Annotated in this window: 12 protein-coding genes; 5 read left to right on the forward strand and 7 right to left on the reverse strand. The window is 61.9% G+C overall.

Going from position 1 to position 23629, the window contains the following annotated elements; genetic code table 11:
• Positions 1-64 precede the first annotated feature (64 nt).
• From ACG02S_RS24180 to ACG02S_RS24200, 4 genes are all read left to right on the forward strand, one after another.
• Positions 65-892, forward strand: a complete 828-nt coding sequence (locus ACG02S_RS24180; protein WP_394473059.1) for a lysozyme family protein — start codon at positions 65-67, stop codon at positions 890-892.
• A gap of 336 nt (positions 893-1228) precedes the next feature.
• Entirely contained in the window at positions 1229-1432 is a 204-nt protein-coding gene (locus ACG02S_RS24190; protein ID WP_394473072.1) for a hypothetical protein, read from the forward strand.
• A 72-nt stretch (positions 1433-1504) separates the two neighbouring features.
• Positions 1505-2104, forward strand: a complete 600-nt coding sequence (locus tag ACG02S_RS24195) for a type IV toxin-antitoxin system AbiEi family antitoxin domain-containing protein (protein WP_394473060.1) — start codon at positions 1505-1507, stop codon at positions 2102-2104.
• Positions 2101-3003, forward strand: a complete 903-nt coding sequence (locus ACG02S_RS24200; RefSeq protein ID WP_394473061.1) for a nucleotidyl transferase AbiEii/AbiGii toxin family protein — start codon at positions 2101-2103, stop codon at positions 3001-3003. The genes ACG02S_RS24195 and ACG02S_RS24200 overlap by 4 nt, the downstream gene beginning before the upstream one ends.
• 170 nt (positions 3004-3173) lie before the next feature.
• On the opposite strand, the gene ACG02S_RS24205 is transcribed toward ACG02S_RS24200, so the two are convergent.
• The 7 genes from ACG02S_RS24205 to ACG02S_RS24235 form a co-directional block, all read right to left on the reverse strand.
• A complete protein-coding gene (locus ACG02S_RS24205; RefSeq protein ID WP_394473062.1) occupies positions 3174-3401 on the reverse strand; it encodes a hypothetical protein in 228 nt (75 codons plus the stop codon).
• The gene (locus ACG02S_RS24210) at positions 3398-3943 is read right to left on the reverse strand and encodes an IS66 family transposase (protein ID WP_394473063.1); all 546 of its coding nucleotides are present in this window, start codon (positions 3941-3943) and stop codon (positions 3398-3400) included. Before ACG02S_RS24210 ends, ACG02S_RS24205 begins: the two co-directional genes overlap by 4 nt.
• A 255-nt stretch (positions 3944-4198) precedes the next feature.
• A complete protein-coding gene (locus ACG02S_RS24215; RefSeq protein ID WP_394473064.1) occupies positions 4199-16408 on the reverse strand; it encodes a calcium-binding protein in 12210 nt (4069 codons plus the stop codon).
• Positions 16405-16842, reverse strand: a complete 438-nt coding sequence (locus tag ACG02S_RS24220) for a hypothetical protein (protein ID WP_394473065.1) — start codon at positions 16840-16842, stop codon at positions 16405-16407. Before ACG02S_RS24220 ends, ACG02S_RS24215 begins: the two co-directional genes overlap by 4 nt.
• A gap of 329 nt (positions 16843-17171) precedes the next feature.
• On the reverse strand, positions 17172-18557 hold the full coding sequence (locus ACG02S_RS24225; RefSeq protein WP_394473066.1) for a glycosyltransferase family 4 protein: 1386 nt from the start codon (positions 18555-18557) through the stop codon (positions 17172-17174).
• 11 nt (positions 18558-18568) lie between these two features.
• Positions 18569-20032, reverse strand: a complete 1464-nt coding sequence (locus tag ACG02S_RS24230; protein WP_394473067.1) for an HlyD family type I secretion periplasmic adaptor subunit — start codon at positions 20030-20032, stop codon at positions 18569-18571.
• Positions 20029-22281 carry a type I secretion system permease/ATPase gene (locus ACG02S_RS24235; RefSeq protein ID WP_394473068.1) on the reverse strand — a complete coding sequence of 751 codons (2253 nt, stop codon included), beginning with the start codon at positions 22279-22281 and terminating at the stop codon, positions 20029-20031. Before ACG02S_RS24235 ends, ACG02S_RS24230 begins: the two co-directional genes overlap by 4 nt.
• Before the next feature lie 619 nt (positions 22282-22900).
• Here ACG02S_RS24235 and ACG02S_RS24240 point away from each other — a divergent pair.
• Complete coding sequence (locus ACG02S_RS24240; protein WP_394473069.1) at positions 22901-23524, forward strand: hypothetical protein; 624 nt, start codon at positions 22901-22903, stop codon at positions 23522-23524.
• Positions 23525-23629 lie beyond the last annotated feature (105 nt).

Below are 23629 nucleotides of genomic sequence, written 5' to 3' on the forward strand. Positions count from 1 at the left end.
TCGTCTGCGGACAAGCGGCACTGCTGGGCTTCCTCTCAGCACGCCAGGAACCCGAGCGCTCGCGATGCCACTGCTGTGCGGCGCGCTGGCAATTGCCGGCTGCCTCAGCCTGACCGGCTCGGAGTACTTGAAGCCAGAGGCCGGGAGCGGCATGCCGGGAAAGGAAGAACCAGCGCAGCCAATTCCTCCCGTACTCATCCCGATGATTCCACTGGAGAAGCAGGGCACGTTGCAGCGCCCCTTCAACCACGCCATGCAAAGCGCTGCTCAGGACCGGGTCGCCGCGAACATCGTCCTCAGATCCGGCTACTTGTCAGGCTTCAGTACAGGCATCGATTCCACGACAGGCTTGCTGACTTTCTCGGTGGTGGCGGATCCGAGCGTGGAGCAGTGCGCGTCGTCCAGCGACCAGGGGCCAGAGAGCACTTCGCTTGCGCCACTGACCATGGCCGTCGTAGCTGTTGAAAAGTTCAATCGCGGTGGCGCACAGAGAAGGCTGGAATGGTGGCTTGCGACGGCGGGGCTGGCAATGTCCGGGCGTCTACCCGATCTGTCGTTGGGTCCAGCACAGATCCGTCCATCCACCCTTGCGCGCCTGGCCAACGACCCGAAGGCACCTGCCGGAATAAGGGCATCAAAGCAGCTGAAGCCGGCCGAGTTGCGCGATCAGTTGATGGATGAATGCTCGTCCCTTGGCATCGCCGCGGAGATATTGCAGCAGTTGCGCGATGAGCAGGGCAACCTTGAAGCTGCAGTCAGGGCCTACGGCGGCAATCGGCGAGAGACCCAGGCCGTCATCGACTACGTGCCCGTCGTGTTCGCGATCTCCAGACTTTTTGTTGACGAGCTTCCACGTCCTGTGCAGCGTCCTGTGGATGAAGTCTCCCAGTAGACCAGCCCACTGCGTCAGGCTGTGAGTTCGCCTCCACCGTTCCTGCCGCTGGCAACACATCGAACTCGGACCGATCTCAGCAAGCCGGCCGCTGACACTTGCGCCCTGCTTCGCGGATAGTGCGGGAGAACGCCTGGAACACGGCAATCGCTTCATTGCAGGGTGAGCGCAAGTCTTCTTCGAGCAGCGCTCGCCCTTGTTCGTCCAGCCCTTGGCCGCGCCGGCAAGCACATCACTTCGGTAGCGCTCGGTTCCCGCCTGGAGGTCGATGCGACTGACGGTCAGGCCGGTGACTGCGCGGATAAGGTTTCGGTCAGATGGGCGGTAGGAACTGCCTTGGTGCCTTTCCTGTTAGCCGCGCGGCGCCGCACGCTGGGCACTTGGCTGGCCAGCAGCGGCACCAGCCTGCCAATCATCGGCAGGGTTCTGAACCACAAGACCCCGGAAGCAACCAAGGTCTACGCTCGATTGAGCGTCGCCCCGGTTCGCAACGCCATGGAAGAAGCCACGGCGGCCATGCGAAAGATCGGCGAGCAGTGATACCACGGCACGGAACTGATTGAATTTCGCATTACTTGAACAAAAGTAGTGCGGATATTAAACTAACCCCTCATGAACCAGTCTGACCACATCCTCGAACTGGCCCGGCACCGGCGCGTGCTGCGGGCGGGGGATGTGCGCGAGCACGGCTGGTCCCCGCAGCTGCTGATCCGGCTGCACCAAGCCGGCAAGCTGCAACGGTTGGGCCGTGGCCTGTATGGACTGCCCGATGCTGAAGTCACCGAGCACCAGACGCTGATCGAGGTCTGCCATCGCGTGCCCAAGGCAGTGCTGTGCCTGCTGAGCGCGCTGCAACTACATGAGATCGGCACGCAACTGCCGCACGAAGTGTGGATCGCGCTGCCCGAGGCGACACAAACCCCGGCTCTGAGCTACCCCACGCTGCGCATCACGCGCCTGCGCGGCACCGCTTACAGCGATGGCATCCAGACCATGACCGCCCACGACGCGCCCATCCGCGTGTACAGCGCCGCCAAGACGGTGACCGACTGCTTCAAGTTCCGCAACAAGATCGGCCTGGACGTGGCGCTGGAGGCGCTGAAAGATGCCTGGCGCAGCCGCAAGGTCACCATGGCCGAGCTGAGTCACTTCGCCAAAATCAACCGGGTGGAACGTGTCATGCAGCCCTACCTCGAGGCGGTGACGCAATGACCGTCAACCTTTCCGCGTCGATCCTGGCCCGACTGCTGACCCTCGCCAAGCAACGCGGCGACGACTACAACCTGCTGCTCAACCGCTTCGGCATGGAGCGCCTGCTAGCCCGCGTCAGCCTATCCCCGCACACTGACCGATTCCTGCTGAAAGGCGCCCTGCTCTTTGCTCTCTGGTACGACACCCCGCACCGGCCGACCAGGGACGCCGACTTGCTCGGCTTCGGCCCCGACGATGAGGCGAACCTGATCGCCACCTTTCGCGATATCGCCGCCATGGACCTGGGCGATGGCATTGTGTTTGATGCCGACTCCGTGAAGGCCGATGCCCTTCGCGAGGACAACACCTACGGGGGCACCCGCATCACGCTGGTGGCACGCATCGGCTCCGCACGCTGCGCTCTTCAGATCGACGTGGGTTTCGGTGATGCCGTGACGCCGGAGCCACAGACGGTGGCTTATCCCACCTTGCTGGGCGACTTCCCCGCCCCCACGCTGTGGGTCTATCCCGTCTACACAGTGATTGCCGAGAAGTACCATGCCATGGTGATGCTGGGACAAGCGAACAGCCGCATGAAGGACTTCTTCGACCTCGCGGTAATAGCAAGGCGCACAGAATTGGATGGCGCCACGCTGGCCGCAGCCATTGCAGCCACCTTCGCCCGGCGGCAGACGGCTCTGCCCACCGAGCGGCCCTTGGCATTGACCAAGCAGTTCAGCGAAGACACTGCAAAGCTGCGCCAGTGGCAAGCCTTCCTGAACAAGAACCGCATTGAAGCCGCCAGCCTGGGTGACACCGTGGCGCTGCTGGACGACCTGCTGTGGCCGCCAACGGAAGTCGCCGCAGCTGGCAGTCAGGCAACGGCCACTTGGCGCGCTGACGCACTGCGCTGGGTCTGAGCCCGTACGCAGCGGCTTCGGGCTGCATCAAAGTAGCGACGGAATCTTCCTCTTCTCGACTGGCCGGATGTACCGCGCCAGCACGGCATCGCTGCGGTGCCCGGTCTGCTCACGAATGGTAAGCGGCTGGACGATGAGCGTCCAGCGACGCCACCTTGACCGGAGAGCGGTCAGTCGCTGGGGTTGTTGACTTCGTCGACGACGTCGCCGTCCGCGTAGTGGCGACCAACTGCCTTATCCAGTCGCTTGAGCAGCGCGGTAAGCGTCTCGCCCTCGCGCCGTACCAGCATGGCGAGCGAGTTGTGCGAGTCGGATGCGGCAGCAACGCATTCGATCTCGTCGAGTGCGCCAAGCGAGATGCTCCCGCCGTCTTCGATGAGGGTTTCGATGTTCTTCATTCAGCGGCCAGGACGTCTGCGGCGTGGGTTGTCCAACGGTGCGGCAGCAAGTCCTCGATCCGGTTGTTGAGCTGCGTCGGCAAGCGTGCCAGCACGTCACGCAGATAGGCCCACGGGTCGTGTCCATTCATGCGCGCCGACTGCACCAAGCTCAGCACGATGGCGGCACGCTGGCCGGCGAGTTCGCTGCCTGCAAATAGCCATGCGCGGCGTCCCATCGCCCAGGGCTTGATCTGACGTTCGAGGTGGTTGTTGTCAATCGCGACGGCGCCGTCGTCGAGATGGCGCGTTAGCGCCGTCCAGTGCCCGAGTGTGTAGTCGATGGCCTCGGCCGCGGCGCCACCGTCCGCCACCAGTCGGCGCTCAAGCTCAAGCCACTGCTTGAGGTCTGCCCACAGCGGCTTGGCGAGCCGCTGCCGTTGCACACGGCGCTCGTCGTCGGCGAGGTGCTTGAGCTCGCCTTCGACCTCGTAGATGCGGGCGAAGCGGCGGACAACCTCCAGCGCCACCTCTTCCGCTGGCGCGCTCTCCGGGGGCAGCATGCGCGCTACAGCCTCGTCCTTGAATGCTTGTCCGTACCGAGCCACTCTCGTCTTTCATCGCCGCCCCTGTCTTGGATCTATCGGGGCGACAACCATTCTGACGCGGGGGGATGGCCTGAAAGCGCCGACGGTTCAGGCGCAATGGCAACCCATTCGCTGGTTGCAGCCAGGCCGTTGGCGTTCAGTGCCGATCGGTTCCGGCTGAGGTCACGGATTCAGGAGATAGGGAACACGGCACTGTTGCAGCGCAACCGCTCACATGCTGGTCATCTGTGGCATCAGTAGGTCGCTGTGGCCTTTCCAGGGAGTGCGTTCATAGGCAGCGCCGGCCATGCCACCGAACGAAGCACTGAAACTGGCCATTGCACCGACGAGGGACTGGGCCTGCACGCTGGTCAGCACGGTTCCATCATTGAAGCGGAACTCTTCGACGCGGTTGTTGGTGCTCAAGTACCAGTCCTGGATCGTCAGTGCCTCAGACGTGCTCTTGATCGTCGCCACCAGCGCGTTGCCGTTCTGTGCAAACGCGATGTCCGCCTGGGCGATGCCCGCACCGAACCTCACGACGTCCTTGACCCCCGCCGACGCATCGCTGTCGATGATGCGGTCCGAGCCATAGCCGATGCCGAAGAGGTAGGTGTCACCACCTGCGCCGCCGTAGAGCGTGTCATCGCCGGCCTTGCCGTCCAGGGTGTCGTTGCCAGCCGCGCCGGTCAGCATGTTGCTTCCGGCATTGCCGGTCATCACGTTGTCTCCAGAACTACCGGTGCCGTTGATGTTGCCAGCCCCGATCAGAGTCAGGTTCTCGACGTTCGCCGCCAGGCTCGTCAGCGTCACCGAGGTCATGATGGTGTCGCTGCCCTGGCCGCTGGCTTCGGTGACGACGTCGCTTGTGGAATCCACGTAGAAGATGTCGTTGCCCAGGCCGCCGACAAGCGTGTCGCTGCCCGCGCCACCGTCCAGGGTGTCGTCGCCGTCGCCGCCGTTGAGGTTGTTGGCCCCGCTGTTGCCGGTCATGATGTTGGCCAGCGTGTTCCCCAGAGCATTGAGGTTGGACGTGCCGGTCAAGGTCAGGTTCTCGACGTTGGCGGCGAGTGCTGCGGTCAGCGTCACGGAGGACATGACAGTGTCCGTGCCCTGACCGCTGCTCTCCGTCACGACATCAGCGGTTGAATCCACATAGAAGACATCGTTCCCCAGACCGCCCACCATGGTGTCGGCGCCGGCACCGCCGTTGAGCGTGTCGTCGCCATCACCGCCGCTGAGGCTGTTGGCACCGCTGTTGCCCGTCAGCACATTGGCCAGCGCATTACCCGTGGCGTTGATCTTGGACGTGCCCGTCAAAGTCACATTCTCGACGTTAGCCGCCAGCGCGGTCAGCGTCACGCCGATCTGAATCGTGTCGGTGCCCTCGCCAGCATTCTCGATCACGACATCAGTGGCGACATCCAGGACGTAGGTGTCGTTGCCAGCGCCACCGATCATGGTGTCGTTGCCGGCGCCACCGGTGAGGATGTTGTCGCCCAAATTACCACGCAGCACATTGGCCACACTGTTACCGGTGGCGTAGACGTTGGCGGTGCCCGTGAGCGTGAGGTTCTCGACTCCGGTGACCAGCGTCCCCAGGGTGATGCTGGACTCGATCGTGTCCGTGCCGCCATTGGAAGCTTCGGTGACGACGTCGGACAGGCTGTCGACCACAAAGGTGTCATTGCCGGCACCGCCCACCATCGTGTCGTTACCGGCGCCGCCGTCCAGGCGGTTGTTGCCGGAATTGCCCGTCAAGCTGTTGGCCAGGCTGTTGCCAGCGCCGTCAATGGCAGTCGTTCCCGTGAGTGTGAGATTCTCGACTTCTGCGCCGAGCGTGTAGCTGATGCTTGCCTCCACCGCGTCTGTGCCACCTGCAGCCATCTCGGTGATGACATCGCCAGCGTTTTCCACGACGTAGATGTCGTTGCCATTTCCGCCGATCATCGTGTCTGCACCCGCCCCCCCGTCGATGCGATTGGCCCCGCTGTTGCCCGTCAGCACATTGGCCAGCATGTTGCCGGTGACGTTGATGTTCGATGTGCCCGTCAGGGTCACGTTTTCGACGTTGGCAACCAGGGTAGACAACGTCACGCCGATCTGAATCGTGTCGTTGCCTTCACCAGCGTTCTCGGTCACGACATCAGTCGTCACGTCCATCACGTAGATGTCATTGCCCGCACCGCCGATCATGGTGTCGTTGCCGGCACCGCCGGTGAGCATGTTGTCGCCTGCATTGCCACGCAGGGTGTTGGCCACGCCATTGCCTGTACCATTGACGTTAGCCGAGCCGGTCAGGGTCAGGTTTTCGACGCCGGTGCCCAACGTCCATGTGACGCTCGACTCGATCGTGTCCATTCCACCATTGGCGGCCTCTGTCACGACGTCTGCCGTGCTGTCCACGACGTAGGTGTCGTTGCCCGCACCGCCCACCATGGTGTCATTACCCGCATCGCCGTCGAGGCGGTTGGCGCCGCTGTTACCGGCCAGGCTATTGTTTAGGCTGTTCCCGGTACCGTTGATGGCGCCCGTCCCGGTGAGCGTGAGGTTCTCGATTTCGGAACCCAGCGCGTAGCTGATGCTGGCCTCCACCCCATCGGTGCCGCCAGCGGCCATCTCGGCAATGACATCGCCGACGTTGTCCACCACGTAGGTATCGTTGCCCGCGCCACCGATCATCGTGTCGGCGCCTGCGCCACCATCGATGCGGTTCGCGCCGCTGTTGCCCGTCAGGTTGTTGTTGGCGGTGTTGCCGGTGGCATTCAGCGCGGCAGCGCCCGTCAGCGTCAGGTTTTCAACGTTGGTGCCCAGCGTATAGGTCGCCGACGACGTGACGCTGTCTGTCCCCTCACCTGCGAACTCCGAAACGAGGTCAGCTGTGGAGTCGACAACATAGGTGTCGTCGCCGGTGCCGCCAAGCAAGGTGTCGGTACCCGCGCCACCGTCCAACGTGTCATTCCCGGCGGACGCGTCCAGCCAGTCGTTGCCGTCCAGGCCATACAGTTTGTCGTCGCCCGCGCTCCCGCTCAGGGTGTCAGCTCCGGATGTGCCGGTGACGGTCGTCAACTTGTTGAGCAGTGCCGCGCGATCCCACGTCGTGCCATCCGCAAACCGGACGAGCTGGATTGGCGCGCCCGCGTTCAGGAAACCGGTGATCAAGATCGAATCCGCGGAGCCGTCGAGAGCAAGCCGTAGATCGACGCTGCCACTGCGGGTCGCGACAACTTCGCTCGGTGCGATGCCCGGGGCGAACTGAAGTTCATCGGAGCTGCCATCGGCGATGGTATTGATGATGGTGTCTGCACCGTCGCCACGCGCAAACTTGTAGATGTCGTTTCCGGCTTGGCCATCGAGGGTGTCATTGCCCGCGCCGCCTTCCAGGACGTCCAAACCAGCGCCACCAAGCATGATGTCGGCACCATCGCCGCCATTGACGTAGTCATCTCCACCGCCCGACACGATGGTGTCGTCGCCCGCGAGACCGTACAGGGAATCGGACCCAGCCGTGCCACGAAGGAAGTCGACTCCTGTGGTGGCCGCTCCACTTGGGTTGGACACCAAGGAAGCAACGCCCGCATCATCCACGGTTGTGCCGTCGTCAAAGACCAGGCGAACCTTTTGAAAGGCGGACTGGACCGTGATGCTGTCAGCGCTGTTTCCGAAGGCGAGCACATAGCCAGAATCGTGCGCCGAGACCCTAAGGTCCCAGACAGTCCACCCGCCTACGCTGATATCGATAGAACGACTGCCACTGATCACGTCCGCGCCGTCGCCCTTCTGAAAGCGCACGGTCGGACGGGGCGCCCACCACACTGTATCGGCGCCATTGACAAGAATCTTGTCGTCGCCCTGGCCGCCTTCCAGCCAATCTGCACCGGATCGGGATGTCAAGTTGTCGTTCCCGTCTCCACCCATCAGCGTGTCCACATTGTCCTCGGGAGAACCGGCAGCAGACTGATCAGACAGGAAGTCGTCGCCGCCCGCGCCGTTGATCAGGTTGCGGCGTCCGTTGCCAACCAGGGTTTCGCCTCCTGCGCCGCCAAGGATGGTCGACGCCCCCATCTCGCTGCCCAGCGACAAGCTTTCTATATTCGCAAAGTCGGAGACGCGGTAGGTCCCAGTCACACCGGTTCGAAGAATGGCCGTGTCGTTTCCGCCGCCCGCGGCTTCGATGGCCGTGTCGCCGACCCCCAGCAAGTAGGTGTCGTTCCCAAGGCCTCCGGTCAAGATGTTGGCGGAACTGTTCTCGCTGCCGTCCAGAACGTTATCGGCAGCGTTGCCTGTGCCGCTGATTGCCCCGGAGCCCATGACGAGCTTGATGTTCTCGAACTGTGGCGCGAGTGTCCAGCTGACGCTCGTCTCGACAGAGTCCGTGCCCCCGTTTGTTGGTTCAACCAACACATCCAGAGCGTTGTCGACCACGTAGACGTTTTCCTTGAGACCGCCGATCAGCGTGTCCGCTCCAAAACCGCCATCCAGCCGTGCGCCAGCGAACTGCTCGAAGGAAGCGTCAATGACGTTGTTTGCCGAATTCCCGACCAACGTTCGCGGATACGACTTGGTCAGCCAAGTCGACTGAGCGATCAGATTCTCGACGTTCTCGGGCAGCGTGTAGTCATAGTTATCGACGAGAACTGTGTCCACACCCTCGTTGGCGTTCTCTACGATCGTTGTTTCGGACGGGGCGCCACCCTGGGCAAACGAGCCGATGGTGATGTCGTAGAAGTCGTCGCCCACGCCACCCTTGAGCGTATCCTCGCCTCGACCACCGGCCAGTCGGTTGTCACCCGGATTGCCGACGATCAGATTGGCGAGCGGGTTGCCCTTCGCCCACAGGTTCAGCATGCCTGTCAGCGTCAGGTTCTCGACGTTGTCGGGCAGTGCGTAGGAGGTGGAACTGGTGACTGAATCAACACCCTGGTTCACGCCCTCGGTGATCCAGTCCGACGTATGGTCGACCGTGTAGCTGTCGTTGCCCACCGTACCGGTGAACTGATTGGCAGTTCCGGGGCCCGCGGCGTGCGAGGCCAAATAGACCTGGTCCCAAACTGTGCCGTCAGCGAAGACGATGGATTCGACCATCTTGCCGGATGCGCTGCCGAAATGTCCCGCCACCCGAATCTGCACGCGGCTGCCGTCCAGCACCACGACCAAATCGCCGCTGTCGTTGAACATGGTGACGTTGGCCGGCATGATGCCTGCGTCCAAAACGATCCGGTCATTGCCTCCCGCTTCGTTGACGATGTCGTACCCCGATTGGCGGCCGAAGACATACACGTCGTCACCTTTGCCTCCATTGAGCGTGTCGTTGCCGGCGCCCCCGTCAAGAAGGTCGTTGCCAACGGCCCTGACGTCGAAATCATCTCCGTCAAGCTGATCGTCGCCGTCGCCCCCCAGCACGGTGTCGTCTCCGACTTCCCCGTAAAGGACATCGTTGCCGGCGCCTCCGTTGATGGTGTCGTTGCCGGCCAGGCCATGGACGTAGTCATTGCCACCCTTGGCACTGATGTTGTCGCCCCAGCCAAATCCGTGCACCCAATAGTTGTCGTCCCCCTCGGTCAGGTTGTTGATTTTGGCTCGCGCAATGATGTCGCTGAGCGTCCAAATCGACCCATCCCCAAAACGGAACTCGTCCACTCGGCTGTCGGCCGAGTCCTTGAAATAGTCATCGAAGCGGATGCTCGTGGTCCCGGTGACGTCGCTGTACTGCAGGTACATCGCATAGTCGAGACCATTGAGAACCTTGACGTTGGATGGCGTTGCGGCTGCGGGCAGGTACACGATGTCCGCGCCGCCAGAATCACGAATGGTGGTGGAGCCGCTGACAACATAGGTGTCGTCGCCCATGCCGCCGTCCATCGTCTCGCCATTCATGAGCGTGTCGTCACCAGAGCCGCCGGTGAGGCTGTCATCGTCTGCACCGCCGTCTAGCGTGTCATTGCCAACACCGCCGACCAAGGTGTCATAGCCACCGCCACCTGAGATCGCTGAACCGCCCGCCCTGGCCACCAGATGGTCGGAACCCGGCGTGCCGCTGTAGAGCCGCTGCAGTGTCTGCTCGCCGGTCCACCCAGTGCCATCAGCGAACTCGACGCTGATTTGTTTCACGTAGTCCTCGGCAAATCCCCACGTGAGGAACTGCTTCAACGTGAGGCTGTCACTCGTGCCTGCAATTTTCAACGAAAGATCCCGACCGAAAACCGCGTCGCTCGAGACCACCAAGTCCGCCGACGAGACGCCGGGCTGCAGGCGGATGGCGGTGTGCGTCGGCAGAATGCCGTAATCTATCGTGTCGATGCCGTCTCCTCGACCGAAGACGTAGGTGTCACTACCGCCGCTGGACAGGAAATAGTCATTCCCTGCACCGCCAGTCAAGACGTCATCGCCCGCATTGCCGTAAAGGCTGTCGTTGCCGGTGCCCCCATTCAATACGTCATCGCCGTCTTGGCCGAACAGGCTGTCGTCCCCAGCGCCGCCGGCTATGGTGTCGTTCCCTGCCCCCCCGAGCAACGTGTCTTGGCCGCCCAGTCCGTCCATGATTTCGTTGATCGAGGAACCTTGGAAGTAGTCGTCGTCATCGGTCAGGGCAATGGAGACTTTTTCGAGAATCGTCGTGGAGTCCCATTGCGTATTGTCATCAAAGACGATCCGCTCGATACCCGTTCCCGTGTAGTGGTTCCTAACGGTCATCGTTTCATGGCTGGAGCGAATCCGCAGAACAAGATCGTTCCCTGAGCGCGTCAGTACCACGTCCGAAGGCAGCAGACCACCGATGACCCGCAGAGTGTCCGTGTCGTTGGGTGCACTGCTCAATTCGGAGATGACGTCATTGCCGAGCCCCGCGCCCCAGGCATAGGTGTCAGACCCTGCACTTCCCTGGACGGTGTCATCGCCCTCGTCGCCAGCAAGGTAGTCATCGCCATTGCCGCCAGACATCGTGTCGTTGCCTTGCCCGCCCTTCAGGACGTCATCGCCAATACCACCCTTCAAAATATTGCCGGAAGCGTTTCCCGTCAGCGTGTCGTTGCCAGAGCCACCGGTGGCGTTCTCGATTTGCGTTCCAAATCCGATGAACGCTTGATTCTCGCCGAGGATGCTGCTGGCCTTTTCTCCCCTGTAGATCCAGGAGCCGGGCGTCAGGTTGACGTTGACAGCCACCGTCTCGGTGCCGGCGTCAAACAAGTCGGTGCCGCCGCTGTCTTGAACCCAGCGTTTCCGGAAGGTGTGGGTGTCGTCGCCCGCGCCGGTTGCCGTTGCCACCCCGTAGAGGTACTGCAGCGCAGCCACGTCAAAGGCTGCCAAGGCAGTCGCCGGGGCACCCGACGACGTGTACGACATCACCGTGTTGGCCGTCGTGTTCTCCGCGTTCGGCAGCACAGGCGGCTCGAAGGGATGCTTCAGGCCAAGTGCATGTCCGATCTCGTGCAGGAGAACCTCGAACCCGTCTGAGCCGACACTCAGTGATCCGAGCTTCACGAGCTCGCTGGTCTCCGTCTGCCGCTGGGCGGAGAACAGCTCGCTGTTGAGATGGATCTCGCCCGTCGTCGGGCTGGCGTAGCCGGCCGCGCCACCGAGACCGTTGGACTCCAGGTCGTCCAGGTAGAAACTCAGGTCGGAAGATCCGCCATGCGTCACCTCGGTGAAGCTCAGGTTCAGAACCGAGCTGAACCGTGCCAGCGCCTCGCGAACGGCCTGCTTCTGCGTTTCGTCGAAGAGATACAACCCTGTGACGTCTGAGGGTGCGGAAGTCGCGAAGGAGAACGTCAGCGCATGCTTGCCTGCAGCCTTCACCTGCTCACGCATCAACAATGCATTGACAAAGTAGATCGACTCCAGCCCCGCAAACGGGTCAGGCGGCAGTTCGCCGACGACAGGGGCTGGTGCCATGGCCAGGATCTCGTCCTTGCCCCAGACGACGCCGTCTTCGAACTGGATAGCCGCAATTGTGAGCTGCGCTTCGCCTCCTTCGCCGCCGTCACCGGTGCCCAGCGAGGCGAGTCTGAACGCGGTGCCACCATAGCAGTTCTTCACGGTGACTTGGTCATCGGCGCCGTACTTGATGATCAGGTCATTGCCGACTCGCTCCAGCTTGCGCGTCTCGCCACTGGCGAACTTGAAGGCGATTACGTTTCTAGAGCCGTCGGCCCCATCGTCGTTCACCACATCCTGGCCATCCCCCTTGGAGAAGACGTACATGTCTGCTTCGCCGCCGCCGACCAACAAGTCGTTGCCGGTGCCGCCCTCGAGAATGTCCGCGCCATCGGTAGAGCCTGCCGCGTCGCCGTAGACGCGGTCATTGCCGGCGCCACCTCGAACATAGTCGTTGCCGCTGTCGCCAAACACGGCATCGTTGTCCTCACCACCGTCCACGTTGTCGTCGCCGTCATCGCCATGGACGACGTCGTCGCCGGATCCGCCCGTGAGCATGTCACCGCCTTCATCGCCGTACAGCCGGTCCTTCTCGGCGCCGCCATCGAGGTAGTCGCCGCCCCTGCCGCCGGAGAGGGTGTCAGCGCCAGCCTCGCCGAACAGGTGGTCATCGCCTTCACCACCGAAGACGAGGTCGTCCTCGATGCCGCCGAAGAGATAGTCGTCGCCATGGTTGCCCCAAATCGAATCGTTGCCGGCACCACCTTGCAGGTAGTCCCCACCCATCTGGGTCTTGTCCATACCCGGCGGATAGTCGTTCGTACCATCGAGAAGAATTGCGTCGCCAACAAGTTTGTCGTTGCCCTCTCCACCGACAAGCACGTCAGCGCCGTAGCCGCCTACAAGAAGGTCGTCGGCGTCACCGCCGTCAAGCAGGTCGCGGCCTGCCCCTCCCGACATTTCATCCTTGCCGTTTCCGCCGTACAGCTCGTCATCCCCATCGAGACCGATCAGAAGGTCGTTGTCGTCTTCTCCGTAGAGCTTGTCGTTGTTATTGGCGCCATACAGGACGTCGTCACCGGTGCCGCCATAGAGCCGCGCACCTTCGATGCCCGTGCCCGGCTTGAGGAGCCCCTCGCCGTGCAGAAGAAGCGTGTACGCCTTGCCCTTGCCAAGATTGCTGCTCGGCGCGTTGGCTTGGGTATAGACCCCGTCGCGCTGGACCGATTCGGGGTCGCCCAGCGTCACCGTGATATTCAGCGAAGGCTCCAGACTGGCATTGACGCTACCGGAGTCATACCACCACAGGTGGCTGGTCAGCGTCGACGTGATGTCCAACTCGGCTGTGAAGTTCAAGTCAAAGGCTGCCAGTTCCGGGTGGCGGACGCTGACTTGTTGTCCGTCGACTTTGAACGTGAATTCCTTAGTCGTGTCGTCGTCCTCGAGGAAACCAGGATTCGTCGCCGTCCAGAATAGAGCCGGCAGGCCAGTGCCGGTCAGTACGCCTTTTGCCAGGTCAAGCGCTACGCCGGCACGCAGGATGTCGTTGCCTGTGCCTCCGAGAGCTACGTCCCTGCCCTCGCCTGTGGCGATCAGGTCCGAGTCGTCTCCGCCCTCCAGCCAGTCGTCCCCGTCCCGGCCCTCGATCATGTCGTTGCCGGTACCGCCGACCAGAACACTGCTGCTGTCCGAGCCGCGCAGAATGTCGTTGCCGGAGCCGCCGTCGGCGGCATCGGTGTAGGCGAGGTCTACGTTGTTGTTCTCAGGGCGTGTTGCAAGAGCCGGCGTGGCAACGGAGGGGCGCGCAGGAGATTGGTCATCTCCAGACAACGTTATGCCAAACCGACCCGGCTGCCAGTCGCGCAGATAGATGGTGTTGAGCTTGTCGCCGCTCTTGCCGATGGAGAGAAGCGTGGAGCCGCCGATGTCGTACTTGCGAATCTCGACGCCGTCGGTCGATAGCCACGCCATCTTGTCAGCGTCATACGTCGCTGCTCGGACGTCCTTATTCGCAATGCGAATCCGGTCTGTGTCCTGGCGGTCTTCGAGTAGGTCCGCTCCAAAGTTGGTCGCGTCGAAGTTGTAGGTGTCGCTGCCTGCTCCACCCTTTAGGTAGTCGGCGCCTTCACCACCGGTGATCTCGTCATTGCCGCCACCAGCATCGACGAAGTCTGAGTCATCTCCTCCGTTGATGATGTCGTAGTCGCCACCGCCCTTGATGGAGTCGTTGCCGGCACCCCCGTCCAGCGAGTTGTTGCCCTGGCCGCCGATCAGAATGTCGTTATCGGCTCCACCGTCTAGCAAGGCGATACCGGTGCCGCCCTTGATCTCGAGAATGTCGTTCCCGGCCTCCCCCTTTAGCGTGTTGGTGTCCAACCCGCCTTCGTCGAAGAGGTAGTCGTTGTCGTCGCCACCGTAGAGCGTATCGGCGCCCAATCCGCCACTGAAGTAGTCGTTGCCGGTGTCACCATGGAGCTCATCGTTGCCAGCACCGCCGAGCAACAAGTCGTCACCGGTGCCGCCGTGCAGCTCGTCGGCTCCGGCATCGCCTTGCAATACATCGGCTTCGGTGCCGCCAAACAACTGGTCGTCACCGCTGCCGCCGCGCAGCGTGTCAAGACCTTCCTCACCATGCAAGACGTCGTTGCCGTCCTGTCCTTCGATGTAGTCGTAGCCCTTACGCCCGTGGATGGTGTCCACTCCGCCGCCTCCGTACATGCGGTCGCCATCGCCTTCACCAACGAGGGCCTCGGCCTTGCTGCTGCCGAAGACGATCTGGTGGTCGCTCAGGCTCAGACCGACACCATCAATGGCCAGGGTCAACGGAGCGCCACCGGTCAGGCGAATCTTATGGTCGACAAAGTCCCAGTTGCCTTGCACTGAATTCGTGTCCCAATCCTGGTCATAAGGCTTCGGGCCGTCAAAGGGGATGCCATCGTTATCATCTGACATGCCCCGATCAAAACGGACCTTCCACGTCAGCATGGCTGCGCGGTCCTTGAGGTACTCCTCCGTCATTGCGCCTTCGCCTGTCAGCGGGTCAAAGAGATCCAGGCTCCTGTCCTGGTTATATGGCGCGTAGTCCACTCCTTCTATGACGAAGGAATTGAGCTCGCGAAGCGCGTACCGCCAGGCGGTGCTGATTTTCGCGCTGGCGACAATATCTTCGTGGGAGTAGTTCAAGTCCAGCGGCTTGTATGCCGCGCCAGACTCCAGATTCAGCGCCATGTCGATCAACTCAGCCGGCACCGGATCGGTGATAACCCAAGTAGCACCAAAGACTAGGTTCTTGAGCTTATCGAGCACATCGATGCGTCCGTTATTGTCTCGGTCGTTGAGGTACTCGAGCAGAGGTTTTACGCTCTCGCCACCAAAGTAGCCACCTAACAAGACTGAGCCCAACACCAGCAAGCCCGCTACAGGTGCACTGATTGCAACACCCGCCGCCGTCGCGAGGCCAATACCTATGACTGCCACGCCTCCCGCGATCCTGGCCGCAAACTCCGACGCCGCGAACTCAGCGGCGTAGTCACGCATGATCCTCAGCGCCTCCTCCGGGTCTCCCTCGTCATTTGCCTGCTTAGCCGCATGTGCCGAAGCGGCCAAGCCCAACAATCCAAAAACGGTGCCGAACCGTGCAAGCGTGGTTACTGGAATTGTCTTGCTGAGCGCATCGAGCCCGGAGATGGCCGACTTAATGCCGCTCATGTATCTCGCATGGGTTTCCGGGGACAGTGCACCCATGTACTCCACGAGGCGCGCACTATGGATTTTTCCGTCGACAAGTGTTGTCTTGTCATTGAGCAACTCCTGAACTCGATCGGGAGTCATTTCCAAATAGGGCAAATATGAAATTGGATTAGAGGTTGCAATGTTGCTTAAATAGGTCTGCGCAATGGCATTACCAAGTATCTTGTTCACTTGGAGATTGACCTGACCTGCGTTGGCGCGATCCAGCCCGGTTGTATACAGGCTGTTTTCTATGCCATCAATGAGAAATGACTCGGTTTTTCTCAGAAGGGCAGGCAGCTCCGTTTGAACCAGGATGCTCTGATCACCTGCGTTGGCGCCGGCGAGAACCCTCCAACTCCCGGAATTGCTTTCCACATATTTCCTGGAAGCAATATCCCATATGCCAGTTGGCGTTCTGCTGCCATCGGGCTGCCGGCCATTCATTACCTCATCAAACCTCCTATCTACCTCGGACACCTCCGCTGCATCAAGGCTGGCAAAATCTAATTTTGCTGGATTTATCTCCCTCGCTAGAGCGTCCTTCAGAGGAAGCAGAAATGATCTTGCATTAATGTCGCTGAGCAGTTTTCCAACCTCGCTCTTGGCAATGGTCACCACGCCCATATTCTTTGCCATCTCGCTAGCGGCGAAGCGTGTGTGTTGCCCGTCCGAGAGATCGCCGGAGTAGAGAAGGAAAGTATTGTGTGGCCCTGCGCTTTCTACTTTTCCGCTAACCTCGTTGAAGATGCTTAGCAGCTCGGCACGGGTGAACGAGTCTGGCTTGCTGGCAAACAAAGCATCGAGTTGCGATTTTGCTTCCGCGAAACTGATGCTCATTTCGTCATTCCTTCGTCATGCTCAGGAACAACGAGACCACCAAAGGCTTTTGGAACCCCACCAACAACGCCTACAAGGCGATGATGGGCCGCAAATGCGGCCGCTAACCTATCCATAAAATCACCGGTTGGCGAAACTTTGTTGGATGCGCTATCGCGAACACCCACGATTGAATGTGATGGGGCCAAGAATGTTATGTGATACATTTTTCCTTCATAGAAGAAGGCATAGTCACCGTTTGATCTAAAGTCCGGCAGGTTGAATGGAATCATCACTAGGTACGAATCAGCCACCTCGTCGATTGCAAATCCTTCGGGAAATTCGGAGTCTTGCCAGCCGCCGCGTATGACCGCACCAATATACTTACTATTTTCGGAGTCGGAAACTATGCGATTGCCAATTTTGTCGGTGATTTCTTTGAGAATGTAAGTCATGAAATGGCTTGGTGTTGATTGTTCGATGGCGTGGCAGCGCATGGAAGGGATTGACTGAATTCGAGAACAGAGCGAAAACAAATTTTTCTCAAGATTTATTTCGCCCCTTTGAATAACCCAATTAAATGCAGCATCTAGTAAATCACACAGCGACAACTATTCTTTGATCTCATAAATGGGACCGCCAAGGCAGGATAATTGCCTGATTGCGACACTATTGATGTGGGTCTACAGCCAGTTCACCCCTGGCTTAGTCGATAGCATGTCAGATGCTTTGCAAATACTTCTAAAGGAAGGCGACGTCGATAAAAATCCCAATGAATGTTGATTCACGAAAACCTCCCTCGGTGGTCATTGCTCGACTTCTGCGAGTCCAGTGCTGGACCCAACCAACGGCCGTTTCGTTTCGGCACGGTGTGATACGACTCTCTGGACCCCAACGCTCGTGTCGGGCTCCTGGAGCGCCAACACGCCGCCTCGAACGCCTGCGTGCCGGCTTTCGTTGAGTAAGCGCGTGTCGCGTCGAGAGCGGAACCGCGCAATGGCGCATCGGATGCTGCCGGCGCATTTAGTCGCTCGACAACCGTTTCAGCTACAGCGGATTGATCGAACATCCCGACTAACTGACCATTCACACCGTCCTTCAGCACTTCCCGCACTGGCTTCGTATCCGACCCGATGACCAGACAGCCCGTCGCCATCGCCTCCAACATCGACCAACTCAGCACGAACGGGTATGTCAGGTACATATGCGCCGCCGACACCTGCAGCACGCGCTTGTAACCCTCGTACGGCACCTTGCCCAGGAAATGCGTCCGTGTTGGATCGAGCCGCGAGCCCACCTCGCGCAGCATCTTCTCGCGCCAGTGCTTGGCCCCGTCTGGCTTTCGGCCATAGCTAACGTCGTCACCACCCACGATCACGGTGTGGCAGGTCTTGTGCTGGCGCTGAATCGCCGGCAGCGCGCGCATGAACTGGTGGAAGCCGCGATAGGGCTCAAGGTTGCGTGCCACGTAGGTGATGACGGGATCGCCAGCGCGCAGCACGGTGCCGTTCGGCAGCTTGATGCCGGCCCTGGCGTAGGGCGCTAGGTTTTCAGTGTCGATGCCTTCGTGGGCAACGGTGATCTTGTCGAGGTAGGCCTTGGGGTGCTGCGCCTTCTGCCAATGCGTCGGGCTGATCGCCGCGTCGCAGTTCTCCAGGTTGGTCAGGTGCAGCGCATTCCAGGCACGGATGCGTGCGCGGTCGTCGAAGGTGACGGGAAACTCCGGATCGAAGCCGATGTCAGCGCCTTGCCAGTTCGGGTCTAGGCCATTGCCTTCGGCAGGCGCGTTGTAGAACCACTCACAGAAATGCACCAGCCGCGTGTCGGGAAACACGTCCTTGGCATTGAGCGTTTCGCGCCATCCCGGATGCGCCAGGATGACATCAGGCTTGAAGCCCTTGGCCTTGAGCGCCAGCAGGATGCGCGCGACCGCTTGACCGTGCAGCACGGCGTCTTCCATGCGGCGAAGGTAGTGGTGCTGCCCCTGGTGCACCGAGCGATGGGGCTTGTATCGGATCAGCGTCAGCCGCCCAGCCTTCTCAAGCTCTGGCATGCCGGGGGCGGTGTCCCGCCCGATGCCGATGACCTTCCAACTGGGTCGCTCGCTCCAGGCTTTGGCGACATGGCGAAACTGCCCAGGAAAGTTCTGATGAATGATGAGGACTCGCATAGGTGGGGTGCTCAGCGTTCTTTGAGGCTCTCGTCCAGGTGCTTCTGCACAGGACTGAGCAAGTAGTCGATGACGCGGCGCTTGCCGGTCTTGATCTCGGCAGTGAGGTTCATGCCCGGCGCCAGCTTGATGCGCTTGCCGTCCACGTTGATGACGGCCGTGTCCAGCACCAGGCTGGCCGGGAAGATGGCCCCACGCTTCTCGTCCTGCACCGCGTCCGCCGTGATGCTCAACACCTTGGCCTCGACCGTGCCGTAGCGGGTGTAGGGGAAGGTTTCGAGCTTGATTGTCACGTCCTGACCGGCGCGTACGAAGCCAACATCCTTGTTCTCCAGAACCACCTCAGCCGTCACCTCGGCGTCATCGGGCACCAGCACCAGCAGCACCTGGGCTTCGGTGACCACACCACCAGAGGTGTGCACGGCAAGCTGCTGCACGGTGCCGGCGACGGGTGCGGTGAGGCGGGTCAGCGCGTTGCGTTTGTCAGCCTTGGTGCGTTCTTCGGTGAGCTGGCGGCCGCGCAGGCTGGCTTGTGTTTCTCGCTCTTGCAGGGTGCGCCGTGTTTCAGCGCGGTAGGCGTTGAGGCCCTGCTCGGTCTCGGTGAGGGCAGCCTGGGCTTCGAGCAGCCGGGCCTGGGCGGTGGCGAGGTCGCGCTCGAGCTCAATGCGCTCACGGGTGCGGTCCTGGCCCGCATGGCCGGCTACAAAGCCTTGCTCCGTCAGCGCCTTGAAGTCTTTCTCGCGCTGCTGAGCCAAGGGCACGGTGGCCTGCAGCTTGGCCACGAGTTGTCCTGCCGTGGCGATCTCGGCCTGGCGCCTGGCGGTCTCGGCAGCGTACCGGGCGAGCTTGGCGTTGATGTCTGCCCATTCGCTTTGCAACTGGCTTTGTACGCTGGCGCGGTCTGCTGCGGTCAGGTCGGCCAGCGACGCCGGCGCCATGCGCGGGCTGCCCCCCTGGCCCAGGGCGGCGAGCAGCGCTTGGGTGCGCAGGGTTTCGGAGCTGGCCGCGCTGCGCTCCTCCCCGACCCGCGTGCTGTCGGCGGCGGTGAGAGTACTGTCGAGCTCGATGAGCAGGTCACCTGCTTTGACCTTGTCGCCGTCCCTCACATGAATGGCCTTGACGACGCTCGTTTCCAGCGGCTGGATCGTCTTGCTGCGCTGGCTGACGATGATGCGGCCCTGGGCGACGGCGACGATGTCGATCTGGCCGACGACCGCCCAGAGCAGTGCAGCTAGGAAGAGCGAGCAGATGACGATGGCGGCCCGTCGAGGCGCAGGGTGGGGTGGGGTTTCCTGCAGCGCCAAGGCAGCGGGCAGGAAGGCGCGCTCGTCGAGCATGCGCCTCGGGCCGGCGAGTTCGTCGCGACGGTCCCAGGCCGCTTTGAAGATGGCGCGGTAGCGGTCGAGCAGTTCAATGGCGGGGTGGCGAGGCGTCTCGACCTCGGCGTCGACGCTCACGGGTGCAGCCGGGTTCATGCGCCCACCTCCGTGCCACCCTGCATGCGCCACAGGTGGGCGTAGAGGCCTTGTGGCTTGGCAAGGAGCTGGTCGTGGTTGCCCATCTCGACGATGCGCCCCTTGTCCATCGCGATGATGCGGTGGGCGTAACGCACGGCGCTCAAGCGGTGGGCGATGATGAAGACGGTGCGGCCCTGGCAGATGGCGCGCATGTTCTTCTGGATGACGGCTTCGCTTTCGTAGTCCAGCGCGCTGGTTGCCTCGTCGAAGATCAGGATTCGCGGCTGGCTGAACAGCGCGCGTGCGATGGCGATACGCTGGCGCTGACCGCCCGAGAGGCTGCTGCCCTGCTCGCCCACCACGGTGTCGTAGCCCTGCGGCAGCTCGGTAATGAACTCGTGCGCGCCCGCCAGGCGTGCGGCGTGCATGACCGCCTCCAAAGGCGCTGCCGGGTCGGCGATGGCGATGTTCTCGCGCACGCTGCGGTTGAAGAGCATGTTCTCCTGCAGCACCACGCCCACCTGGCGGCGCAGCTGCGCGGCATCGACAAGGGCGATGTCATGGCCATCGACCTGCACGCGGCCGCTCTCTGGCACGTACAGGCGCTGGATGAGCTTGGTCAGCGTGCTCTTGCCCGAACCACTGCGCCCGACGATACCGATGATTTCGCCGGGGATCACGTCCAGGCTCACGCCGTGCAGCACAGGCGGCGCATCGGGGCGGTAGCGAAAGGTCAGGTTGTCCAGCGTCACCCGACCTTGCAGGCGCGGCAGCGGGCTGACGCTTTGCGGCGGTAGCTCCGTGCGGGTGTTGAGGATGTCGCCCAGGCGCTCCATGGACAGGCCGGTCTGCTGGAAGTCGGTCCACATCTGCGCGATGCGCATGATGGGCTGGGCCACGCGGCCGGCGAACATGTTGAACGCTACGAACATGCCGACGCTGAGATGACTCTCCATGACCAGGTGAGCGCCGTACCAGAGCGTGGCTGCGTTGACGATCTTGCCAATGAGGTTGATACCTTCGTGGCCGTACTGGGCCAGAGTCTGGGTGCGAAGCGAGGCACTGACGTAGGCGGCGAGTTGTTCGTCCCAGCGGCGGGCCATTTGCGGCTCCAGCGCGCTGGCCTTGACCGTCTGGATGCCGGTGACGGTCTCGACCAGCAGCGACTGGTTCTCAGCACCACGCGCGAACTTCTCATTCAAGCGGCCGCGCAGCACGGGCACGACGCTCAGGCTCAGCATCAGGTACAGCGGCAAGGAAGCCAGCACGATGAGTGTCAGCGGCACGCTGTAGGCGAACATGACCGCGATGAAGATCACCGAGAAGGCGACGTCGAGCACGAGGGTCAGGGCATTGCCGGTAAGAAACTGGCGGATGTTCTCGAGCTCGCGGACCCGGGCCACCGAGTCACCCACGCGGCGCGCCTGGAAGTAGGCCAGCGGCAGGTTGAGCAGGTGACGGAAGAGTCGCGCGCCGAGCTCGACGTCGATGCGGCTGGTGGTGTGGCTGAAGACGTAGGAGCGCAGCACACTCAGGACGCTTTCGAAAAGCATGATGACCACCAGGCCGATGACGATGACGTCCAGCGTGGTGACTCCCCGGTGCACCAGCACCTTGTCCATCACGACCTGGAAGAACAGCGGCGAGACCAGAGCGAAGAGCTGCAGGAACAGCGACAGCAGCAGCACCTCGCCGAGCAGCTTGCGGTGCTTGACGATGCTGGGGACGAACCAGGAGAAGTCGAATTTGGCGAGGGCGCCGGCCAGGCTCGCGCGGCTCGTGACGAGCACGAGTTCGCCGCTCCATTGGCCCGCAAAGACCTCCAGCGGCTCGATGGTGGGCCGCGCGGCCTGGGCGCCGTCGGCGGCGGTTGCCGAAGGGTCCATGAATAGCACGCGCTGGCCATCGCACTGCGCAAGCACGACGACGCGGCCGTCATTCATGATCGCAAGAGCCGGCAGCGGCGCGAGGGTCAGGCGTTCGACGGAGCTATGCGTCGGCTTGGCCTTGAGCCCGATGCGCTTGGCTGCAAGCAGCAGGTCTTGCCGGCCGACAGGGTCGTGTTCGCCCAGTCCCAGTTCGTGGCGAAGCGCGTGAGGCTCGGCGGCGACGTGGTGCAGCCGGGCAAGGATGGCCAACGCCTGCAGCGCATTCGCAGAGTTATTGTCGGTGGACTTGTTGTCTTCCTCGGGCTTTGGGACTGTCGATGCGGGCAAAGCTTCGCCAGCTGTCGGCTCAAAAGCCGATCGGCTGATTGAGGGATTCATGGGGATGGCGTGCCTACTCAAGTAGGCTTAGCGGATTGTCCGGAGAAGTCGCGCGCCTGGCACGTGACTAATCCCCTAATAGTGGTGAGCTCCCCCACTTAGAACGATCGCGGTAGAAACACCCGTTGCTTGGCGCCGCCCGCACAGATCCGTACGGGCCCGATTCGGGCATACGGCTCCTACCTTGGGTAGTTGACGGCAAAACGCTGTATGGCCATGGATGAAGGACTCGGGGGGGCGGAAGCCACGCGGCGGCGATCCCTGTCATCCCGGCCCACGCGATGTGGTCTTTCTGGCTGCGCCGCCGGAGCGTGCGTCGCCGTAGGTTGGTGACGTGGCAACGGAACGCACTGAGAGCCCGACTGTTCGTCGGGCAACAGCTGTGCTTGCCAATTGTGAGAACTTACAAGAGCCCCGACGCTCGATGTGATGACTTCTGGAGCGGCGCGCGCACTTTTGGCTAGAAGCAGTTGCGGGAACTGGCAGCCTGAACGGCCAGGGCCTCACCGTTGCCGACGGGTTTCTCTACCAACCGGCTACCGACCGGCGCTATGCCTGGCGCTTCGGGAACAACCTGCCTCGGCTGATAGAACTGGACACCGACGGACGCCCCGGACGTTTGTCGAGCCCGTCCGTCCACAACGTCGGGCTGGACTGGAGCCACACCGACACCCTCGGGCAACTCACGGACAGCCTGTATGCCGATGCCACGGCATCATTCCTCTACGACCCGAACGACCGTCTCACCAGCGTTACTCGAAGTGGCGACAACCAGGGCATTGGCTGGGACGCTGTGGGCAACCGCAACAGCAGTCATCGTGCAGGCCAGGGCCTGAGCTACACGCCGGCGCCGGGCAGCAACCGCTTGGCGTCGCTGAGCGGAGCGCAGTGGCGCAACTTCGGCTATGACGACGCAGGCAATCTCACCTACGAAACGCGCTGGGATGGCACTCGCGGCTACGGCTACGACGCCTTCAACCGACTCAACATGGTGACGGTCAATGGCGCTAGCGCCGGGCAGTATCTGAACAACGCGCTCAACCAGCGGACGTTCAAGGTCAATGCACAGGGGCAGAGTCGCTTCGTCTACGGTCCCTCCGGCGAACTGCTCGCAGAGTTCGGCCCGAACGCGACGCAGTATGTCTGGCTTGATGGCGAGCTGTTAGGTGTTGGGTCCCATGTGATCATGTTCCCGTTCGCAGCTGGGCCTTGTTCAAAGCTAGGGACGTGCTGCGAGAGTTGATCCGAACCCTCAAGGCCGAGCAGTCGGTCGTCAAAGTCGCATGAGCCGAGTCCACGCCCGAGCCCGCACCACCCCTCTGACCCGCACAGAGATTCGAGAGTCCGA

Source organism: Pelomonas dachongensis, from assembly GCF_043555865.1.
Classification (GTDB): domain Bacteria; phylum Pseudomonadota; class Gammaproteobacteria; order Burkholderiales; family Burkholderiaceae_C; genus Pelomonas; species Pelomonas dachongensis.

Excerpts from the sequence above, each read along its gene's own strand:
- ACG02S_RS24225 (WP_394473066.1), bottom strand. The coding sequence starts at position 18,557 with ATGCGAGTCCTCATCATTCATCAGAACTTTCCTGGGCAGTTTCGCCAT.
- ACG02S_RS24195 (WP_394473060.1), top strand. The coding sequence starts at position 1,505 with ATGAACCAGTCTGACCACATCCTCGAACTGGCCCGGCACCGGCGCGTG.
- ACG02S_RS24205 (WP_394473062.1), bottom strand. The coding sequence starts at position 3,401 with ATGAAGAACATCGAAACCCTCATCGAAGACGGCGGGAGCATCTCGCTT.
- ACG02S_RS24215 (WP_394473064.1), bottom strand. The coding sequence starts at position 16,408 with ATGAGCATCAGTTTCGCGGAAGCAAAATCGCAACTCGATGCTTTGTTT.
- ACG02S_RS24200 (WP_394473061.1), top strand. The coding sequence starts at position 2,101 with ATGACCGTCAACCTTTCCGCGTCGATCCTGGCCCGACTGCTGACCCTC.
- ACG02S_RS24210 (WP_394473063.1), bottom strand. The coding sequence starts at position 3,943 with ATGCTGCCCCCGGAGAGCGCGCCAGCGGAAGAGGTGGCGCTGGAGGTT.
- ACG02S_RS24180 (WP_394473059.1), top strand. The coding sequence starts at position 65 with ATGCCACTGCTGTGCGGCGCGCTGGCAATTGCCGGCTGCCTCAGCCTG.
- ACG02S_RS24220 (WP_394473065.1), bottom strand. The coding sequence starts at position 16,842 with ATGACTTACATTCTCAAAGAAATCACCGACAAAATTGGCAATCGCATA.
- ACG02S_RS24230 (WP_394473067.1), bottom strand. The coding sequence starts at position 20,032 with ATGAACCCGGCTGCACCCGTGAGCGTCGACGCCGAGGTCGAGACGCCT.
- ACG02S_RS24235 (WP_394473068.1), bottom strand. The coding sequence starts at position 22,281 with ATGAATCCCTCAATCAGCCGATCGGCTTTTGAGCCGACAGCTGGCGAA.